This is a genomic window from Limosilactobacillus reuteri (genome assembly GCF_002254085.1).
In the GTDB taxonomy this organism is placed as follows: Bacteria; Bacillota; Bacilli; order Lactobacillales; family Lactobacillaceae; genus Limosilactobacillus; species Limosilactobacillus reuteri_K.
This window is the reverse complement of record NZ_NGPY01000055.1, coordinates 103737-110035: the sequence shown is the minus strand read 5'-3', so window position 1 is coordinate 110035 and position 6299 is coordinate 103737. Positions and strand designations below refer to the sequence as shown.

Below are 6299 nucleotides of genomic sequence, written 5' to 3'. Positions count from 1 at the left end.
GAATTGAATACTTTACAAATACATTTATTTCAGCTAAAAGAAATGACCTTACTGCAACGGAATTTCGTTACGGCAAAGCCAATTAATTTTTATTATTTAGTGTGTAAACTTGACAGGGTACAGTACCGGTGAAGATCTTCAGCTTTTTTATGGAATAGCTTCCAATGTGACTTCATAATTTTATATTCTCGGCTCTGTTTATCGAGTTGTTTTAGGATAGAAATACGACAATTGTCTAAAGCGCGACCAGCTAATTGCACAAGATGGAAGCGATCAATAATAATGTTGGCATTAGGAAAAAGGCGATAGATAAAGCTTTGATATTGAGCATTTAAATCAATTACAACTGATTGAACGCATTCGCGTTCGGCTTTTGAATAACGACTTTCAAAATAATCAATAATTGTAGGTGATAGACGATCCTGTAACTTTGTGACAATTTGGTGGGTTTCAGCATCACAACAGATAAAGGACATCACAGACTTAGTTGAACGAAACTCGTCAAAACATAGATGCTTAGGCAACTTAGCCACACGATAGTGTGGTTCCATGCGCTCTAAAATTGTTCGACGAACACTGCTAGGAGAGCAGTGACACATTTCAGCAATTAGCTGACCTGATAGTCCTTTACGAGCTAAAAGCATGATTTGATTTTTGAGATCATTGGATAGGGTTTGATTTTCTTTGGTTAAATTAGTAATAGCACCAAAAGTAGTATGGCATGATTTACATTTATAGCGTTGTTTACGAAGCTCTAGTTCATATCTTCTCCCGTTTAAACTAGCCAGTCGTACATGAGTTTTGCGAAAGCCATCCTTATTAACTGTAGGAAAGCCACAGTTACGACAACGATTAATCGGATAGGAAAGAGTAGCTGTTATTAGTGTTATATACTCTTTAACAGAATCATCGTTGTGTTCATCTTCTTCAACAGAAATAATTTTAATATTTTTATCTTTAATTCCAAGAATATTTAGGATAGAATCATTATGGGACATTTGTTTAACCTTCTTTCATGATTTTTGTGGTGAATTGATTGTATAACGAGGGGACAGCAAATGTCTCTTTTTTTATACAAAAAAATCTGGCATGGAATCTCCATCCATACCAGAAAGTGTATACCCATTTTAATGAGTTTCGTCAAAACGAATAAATTACTTTTTAATACATCAGAAAAATTAATGGTATTTTAGTATCGCTAATTTTTAACTAACTTAGGAAGAAAATTTTACAAAAATATTTCAATTGAAAATATTCTAAAATTTCCCTTGATCTAATTACGTTTCTTTAGTATTATGGATAGGTGCTTGAGCTTTGGAGGTAGATTTGCCTTACCCCCTATTAAGTGAAAGCTGCGAAGCGTTGATGCGGAAGGTTGCGACACACCCGGCCGCTTTGCCACAGGATGTGGCGGTAATTTCCGCGGAGCTAGTCAAATTTCAAATCTGACGAAGGAGGGAACATAATGGCAAAACAAAAGATTCGTATTCGGTTAAAGGCTTATGAACACCGTATTTTAGATCAATCTGCTGATAAGATTGTTGAAACCGCTAAGCGGACAGGTGCTCAAATTTCAGGTCCTATTCCGTTACCAACTGAACGGACTATCTACACTGTTATCCGTTCACCACACAAGTTTAAGAAGTCACGGGAGCAATTCGAAATGCGCACACACAAGCGTTTAATCGATATTGTTGACCCAACACCTAAGACCGTTGATTCATTAATGAAGCTCGATCTTCCTAGTGGTGTTGATATTGAAATTAAGCTTTAATTGTTAGAATAAGAATAATACATAAAACATAAAATTGGAGGTGTACTCATGACCAAAGGAATCTTAGGTAAAAAGGTTGGAATGACTCAAGTATTCACTGACAATGGTGAATTAGTTCCAGTTACTGTTATCGATGTTACACCAAACGTTGTAATGCAAATTAAGACCGTTGAAAACGATGGTTACAGTGCTGTACAACTTGGTTTTGATGACAAGCGAGAAGTTTTGAGCAACAAACCTGAACAAGGTCATGCAGCAAAAGCAAACACGACCCCTAAGCGCTTCATCGGTGAAATCCGCGACGCTGAATTAGGGGACATTAAAGTCGGAGACGAAGTTAAGGCTGACGTTTTCGCAGAGGGTGAAACTGTCGACGTTACGGGTACTACCAAGGGTCATGGTTACCAAGGTAACATCCATAAGGATAACCAATCTCGTGGACCTATGGCACACGGTTCTCGTTACCACCGTCGTCCTGGTTCATTGGGTGCCATTATCAACCGGGTTTTCAAGGGTATGAAGCTCCCTGGTCGTATGGGTGGCAAGACTGTTACCATGCAACACTTACAAGTTGTTAAGGTTGATCTTGACAACAACGTATTACTCATCAAGGGTAATGTTCCTGGTGCAAACAAGTCTTACGTAACTATTAAGAACTCAGTTAAGGCTAATACTAAGAAGAGTCTTAGCAAACAACACAATAAATAATAAGAAAGGAGGAAGTAAATAATGACTAGCGTTAATTTGTATAAACAAGATGGTAGCCAAAACGGTACTGTTGAATTAAACGATGCAGTATTTGGTGTTGAACCAAATGAAAATGTTGTATTTGATGCAATTTTGCGTCAACGTGCTTCATTACGTCAAGGTACACATGCTGTAAAGAATCGTTCTGCAGTTAGCGGTGGTGGTAAGAAGCCATGGCGTCAAAAGGGTACTGGTCGTGCTCGTCAAGGTTCTATCCGTTCTCCACAATTCCGTGGTGGTGGTATTGTTTTTGGACCTACTCCACGTTCATATAAGTACAGCCTTCCTCGTAAGGTTCGTCAACTTGCAATCAAGTCTGCCCTTTCTCAAAAGGTTCTTGATAACAGCTTTGTAGTAGTTGATGCATTAAACTTTGATGCACCAAAGACAAAGGAATTCGCTGATGTTATGGGTAACTTAAACGTTGCTGAAAAGACATTAGTTGTTGTTACTGATGACGACAAGAATGCTGCTTTATCAGCACGTAACTTAGCTAATGCTACAGTTGTTACTCCAGCAGGTGTTAACATCTTGAACGTTGTTGATAACCAAAAGATTGTTATCACTAAGTCAGCTCTTTCTCAAGTAGAGGAGGTGCTCGCATAATGGAAGCACGCGACATTATTTTACGTCCAGTAGTTACTGAAGCTTCAATGGCTGGTATGGACAACAAGCGTTACACTTTTGATGTTGATTTACGAGCAACTAAGACACAAGTTAAAAATGCTGTTGAAGAAATTTTTGGCGTTAAAGTTGTAAAAGTTAACATTATGAATGTAAAAGGTAAGTTAAAGCGCCAAGGTCGTTACGAAGGATACACTAAGCGTCGTCGTAAGGCTATTGTTACTTTATCTGCCGACTCAAATGAAATTAAGTTGTTTAACGACAACAACGAAAACTAATCATTAAAAAAGGAGGAAAAAACAGTGGGAATTCGTAAATATAAAGCAACCACTAACGGTCGCCGTAATATGAACGGTTACGACTTCGCTGAAATCACGAAGACAACACCTGAAAAGTCATTATTGGCTCCGTTAAAGCACACTGCTGGTCGTAACAGCTATGGTCACATTACTGTTCGTCACCGTGGTGGTGGTACAAAGCGTCAATACCGTATTATTGACTTTAAGCGAATTAAAGATGATGTTCCAGCAACTGTTAAGGCAATTGAATACGATCCAAATCGTACTGCAAATATTGCTTTACTTGTTTACGCTGATGGTACTAAATCATACATCATCGCACCTAAGGGCTTGAAGGTTGGCATGACCGTTCAATCTGGTCCTGATGCTGATATCAAGGTTGGTAATGCTCTTCCTTTAAAGAACATTCCAGTTGGTACTGTTATTCACAATATTGAATTAAAACCAGGTAAGGGTGGTCAACTTGCTCGTTCAGCTGGTGCCTCAGCTCAATTACTTGGTAAGGAAGAAAAATACGTATTAGTACGTCTTTCTTCTGGTGAAGTTCGTATGGTCCTTGCTACCTGCCGTGCTACTATCGGTACTGTTGGTAATGATGAACACGCCTTGATTATTAAAGGTAAGGCTGGTCGTACTCGTTATGCTGGTCAACGTCCACACGTTCGTGGTTCTGTTATGAACCCTAACGATCACCCACATGGTGGTGGTGAAGGTAAGCAACCAGTTGGTTTACCATCTCCTCTTTCTCCATGGGGTAAGAAGACTGTTGGTAAGAAGACCCGTTCACACAAAGCTCGTTCAAACAAGTTCATTGTTCGTGGTCGGAAGCGCGGTCCACATACTCGTTAAAATTTATATACGTTCTAATACCCGAGAGGAGGTACACTAAATGGGTCGTAGTTTGAAAAAAGGACCTTTCGCTGATGCTTCATTACTGAAGAAGGTTAAGGAGCAAGAAGGTTCTGAAAAGAAGACTGTCATCAAGACATGGTCACGTCGTTCTACCATTTTCCCAAGTTTTATTGGTTACACATTTGCAGTATATGATGGTCGGAAGCACGTGCCAGTTTACGTACAAGAAGACATGGTTGGTCACAAGTTAGGTGAATTTGTTCCTACTCGGACTTTCCATGGTCATGCTTCTGATGACAAGAAGACAGGTAAGTAAGGAGGGTGAAATAACATATGGCTGAAAACATTACGTCAGCTAAGGCTACTGCCAAGATGGTACGGGTGTCTGCTCGTAAGGTTCGTCTTGTATTAGATGCCATTCGTGGCAAGAGTGTTGCCGAAGCATTTGCTATTTTGAAGTTCACCCCTCGTGGTGCCGCTTCAGATGTTGAAAAAGTATTAAAATCTGCTGTTGCAAACGCTGAAAACAATTTCGACTTAGATCGTGCTTCATTGGTTGTAAGTGAAGCCTTTGCTAACGAAGGACCAACTCTTAAACGGTTCCGTCCTCGTGCTAAGGGTTCTGCTTCTCCAATTAACAAGCGGACTAGTCATATTACAGTGGTTGTTACAGAACGATAGGAGGAATGAATAGTGGGTCAAAAGATCAATCCTAATGGTTTTCGTGTTGGGGTCATTCGTGATTGGACTGCAAAGTGGTACGCTGATAAGGACTTTGCTGATTACCTTAACGAAGACCTTCGAATCCGTAAGTATATTGAAAAGCGACTTGCTGATGCCTCTGTATCAACCGTTGAAATTGAACGTGCAGCTAACCGCGTAAACGTATCAATTCATACTGCCAAGCCAGGAATGGTTATTGGTAAAGGTGGTTCAGAAGTTGAAGCACTTCGTAAAGAACTTAATAAATTAACTGGTAAACGTGTTCACATTAACATTGTGGAAATTAAGAAGCCAGATTTAGATGCTCACCTTGTTGGTGAGAGTATTGCACGGCAATTAGAAGCTCGTATTGCTTTCCGTCGTGCTATGCGTGGAGCTATGCAACGTGCTATGCGTGCTGGAGCTAAGGGTATTAAGACTCAAGTTGCTGGTCGTTTGAACGGTGCAGATATGTCACGGATCGAATCATACTCAGATGGTACTGTTCCATTGCATACACTCCGTGCTGATATCGATTATTCTTGGGACGAAGCTAACACTACATACGGTGTTCTTGGTGTAAAGACTTGGATTTACCGTGGTGAAGTACTTCCTACTAAGAAGAACTCAAACAATGATGAACAAGGAGGGAAGTAACACATGTTAGTACCAAAACGTGTAAAGCACCGTAAGGTTCAACGTGGTCATATGCGCGGTGAAGCTAAGGGTGGTAAAACTGTTACTTTTGGTGAATTTGGTTTACAAGCTCTTGATTCACATTGGATTAGCAACCGTCAAATTGAAGCTGCTCGTATCGCTATGACGCGTTACATGAAGCGTGGTGGGAAAGTTTGGATTAAAATCTTCCCACAACTCTCATACACAAGTAAAGGTGTTGGGGTCCGGATGGGTAACGGTAAAGGTGCTCCTGAAGGATGGGTTGCTCCAGTAAAACGTGGCAAGGTAATGTTTGAAGTAGGGGGCGTTTCTGAAGAAGTCGCTCGTGAAGCTTTACGTCTTGCCGGTCACAAGTTGCCAGTTCGCACTAAGATCGTACAACGTGAGGAAGTAGGTGGACAATCTAATGAAAAGTAAAGATTATGTACAAGAACTGAATGGATTAACCACTGATAAGCTACTTGACCGTGAAAAGGAACTGAAGGAACAATTGTTTAACTTACGTTTCCAATTAGCAACCGGCCAGTTGGAAAATACTGCAAGTCTTAAGCAAGTACGCAAAGATATTGCACGGGTTAAGACAGTTCTTCGTCAACAAGAATTAAACAAATAAGAATACGAAA

10 protein-coding genes and 1 pseudogene are annotated in these 6299 nt (G+C 40.1%); 10 read left to right on the top strand and 1 reads right to left on the bottom strand.

Features of this window, described 5'->3' with window-relative positions:
• Positions 1–128 precede the first annotated feature (128 nt).
• Positions 129–998: pseudogene (locus CBG10_RS09000) on the bottom strand (ISL3 family transposase); the annotation flags it as partial.
• Between the two features lie 467 nt (positions 999–1465).
• On the opposite strand from CBG10_RS09000, the gene rpsJ reads away from it, so the two are divergent.
• The 10 genes from rpsJ to rpmC are packed head-to-tail and all read left to right on the top strand — an operon-like array spanning position 1466 to position 6289.
• Positions 1466–1774 carry a 30S ribosomal protein S10 gene (rpsJ, locus tag CBG10_RS08995; protein ID WP_003664569.1) on the top strand — a complete coding sequence of 103 codons (309 nt, stop codon included), beginning with the start codon at positions 1466–1468 and terminating at the stop codon, positions 1772–1774.
• Between the two features lie 48 nt (positions 1775–1822).
• The gene (gene rplC / locus CBG10_RS08990; RefSeq protein WP_003664567.1) at positions 1823–2482 is read left to right on the top strand and encodes a 50S ribosomal protein L3; all 660 of its coding nucleotides are present in this window, start codon (positions 1823–1825) and stop codon (positions 2480–2482) included.
• Between the two features lie 21 nt (positions 2483–2503).
• Positions 2504–3127, top strand: a complete 624-nt coding sequence (gene rplD / locus CBG10_RS08985) for a 50S ribosomal protein L4 (protein ID WP_003664566.1) — start codon at positions 2504–2506, stop codon at positions 3125–3127.
• On the top strand, positions 3127–3423 hold the full coding sequence (rplW, locus tag CBG10_RS08980) for a 50S ribosomal protein L23 (RefSeq protein WP_003664564.1): 297 nt from the start codon (positions 3127–3129) through the stop codon (positions 3421–3423). Before rplD ends, rplW begins: the two co-directional genes overlap by 1 nt.
• Positions 3424–3447: 24 nt before the next feature.
• Entirely contained in the window at positions 3448–4293 is an 846-nt protein-coding gene (gene rplB, locus CBG10_RS08975; RefSeq protein ID WP_003664563.1) for a 50S ribosomal protein L2, read from the top strand.
• 40 nt (positions 4294–4333) lie between these two features.
• Complete coding sequence (gene rpsS / locus CBG10_RS08970) at positions 4334–4612, top strand: 30S ribosomal protein S19 (RefSeq protein WP_003664560.1); 279 nt, start codon at positions 4334–4336, stop codon at positions 4610–4612.
• Positions 4613–4629: 17 nt separating this feature from the next.
• A complete protein-coding gene (gene rplV / locus CBG10_RS08965; RefSeq protein WP_003664558.1) occupies positions 4630–4977 on the top strand; it encodes a 50S ribosomal protein L22 in 348 nt (115 codons plus the stop codon).
• Between the two features lie 12 nt (positions 4978–4989).
• Positions 4990–5655, top strand: coding sequence for a 30S ribosomal protein S3 (gene rpsC, locus CBG10_RS08960; protein WP_003664556.1), 666 nt, complete (start codon positions 4990–4992; stop codon positions 5653–5655).
• A gap of 3 nt (positions 5656–5658) precedes the next feature.
• Positions 5659–6093: a 50S ribosomal protein L16 gene (gene rplP / locus CBG10_RS08955; protein ID WP_003664555.1), complete on the top strand. Its 435-nt coding sequence runs from the start codon at positions 5659–5661 to the stop codon at positions 6091–6093.
• Positions 6083–6289, top strand: coding sequence for a 50S ribosomal protein L29 (gene rpmC, locus CBG10_RS08950; RefSeq protein WP_003664552.1), 207 nt, complete (start codon positions 6083–6085; stop codon positions 6287–6289). Before rplP ends, rpmC begins: the two co-directional genes overlap by 11 nt.
• The last annotated feature ends 10 nt before the right edge of the window (positions 6290–6299 follow it).

What these genes read in the sequence shown, in the direction of transcription:
- rpmC (WP_003664552.1), top strand. Translation starts at nt 6,083, where the DNA reads ATGAAAAGTAAAGATTATGTACAAGAACTGAATGGATTAACCACTGAT.
- rplW (WP_003664564.1), top strand. Translation starts at nt 3,127, where the DNA reads ATGGAAGCACGCGACATTATTTTACGTCCAGTAGTTACTGAAGCTTCA.
- rplV (WP_003664558.1), top strand. Translation starts at nt 4,630, where the DNA reads ATGGCTGAAAACATTACGTCAGCTAAGGCTACTGCCAAGATGGTACGG.
- rpsJ (WP_003664569.1), top strand. Translation starts at nt 1,466, where the DNA reads ATGGCAAAACAAAAGATTCGTATTCGGTTAAAGGCTTATGAACACCGT.
- rplP (WP_003664555.1), top strand. Translation starts at nt 5,659, where the DNA reads ATGTTAGTACCAAAACGTGTAAAGCACCGTAAGGTTCAACGTGGTCAT.
- rpsS (WP_003664560.1), top strand. Translation starts at nt 4,334, where the DNA reads ATGGGTCGTAGTTTGAAAAAAGGACCTTTCGCTGATGCTTCATTACTG.
- rplC (WP_003664567.1), top strand. Translation starts at nt 1,823, where the DNA reads ATGACCAAAGGAATCTTAGGTAAAAAGGTTGGAATGACTCAAGTATTC.
- rplD (WP_003664566.1), top strand. Translation starts at nt 2,504, where the DNA reads ATGACTAGCGTTAATTTGTATAAACAAGATGGTAGCCAAAACGGTACT.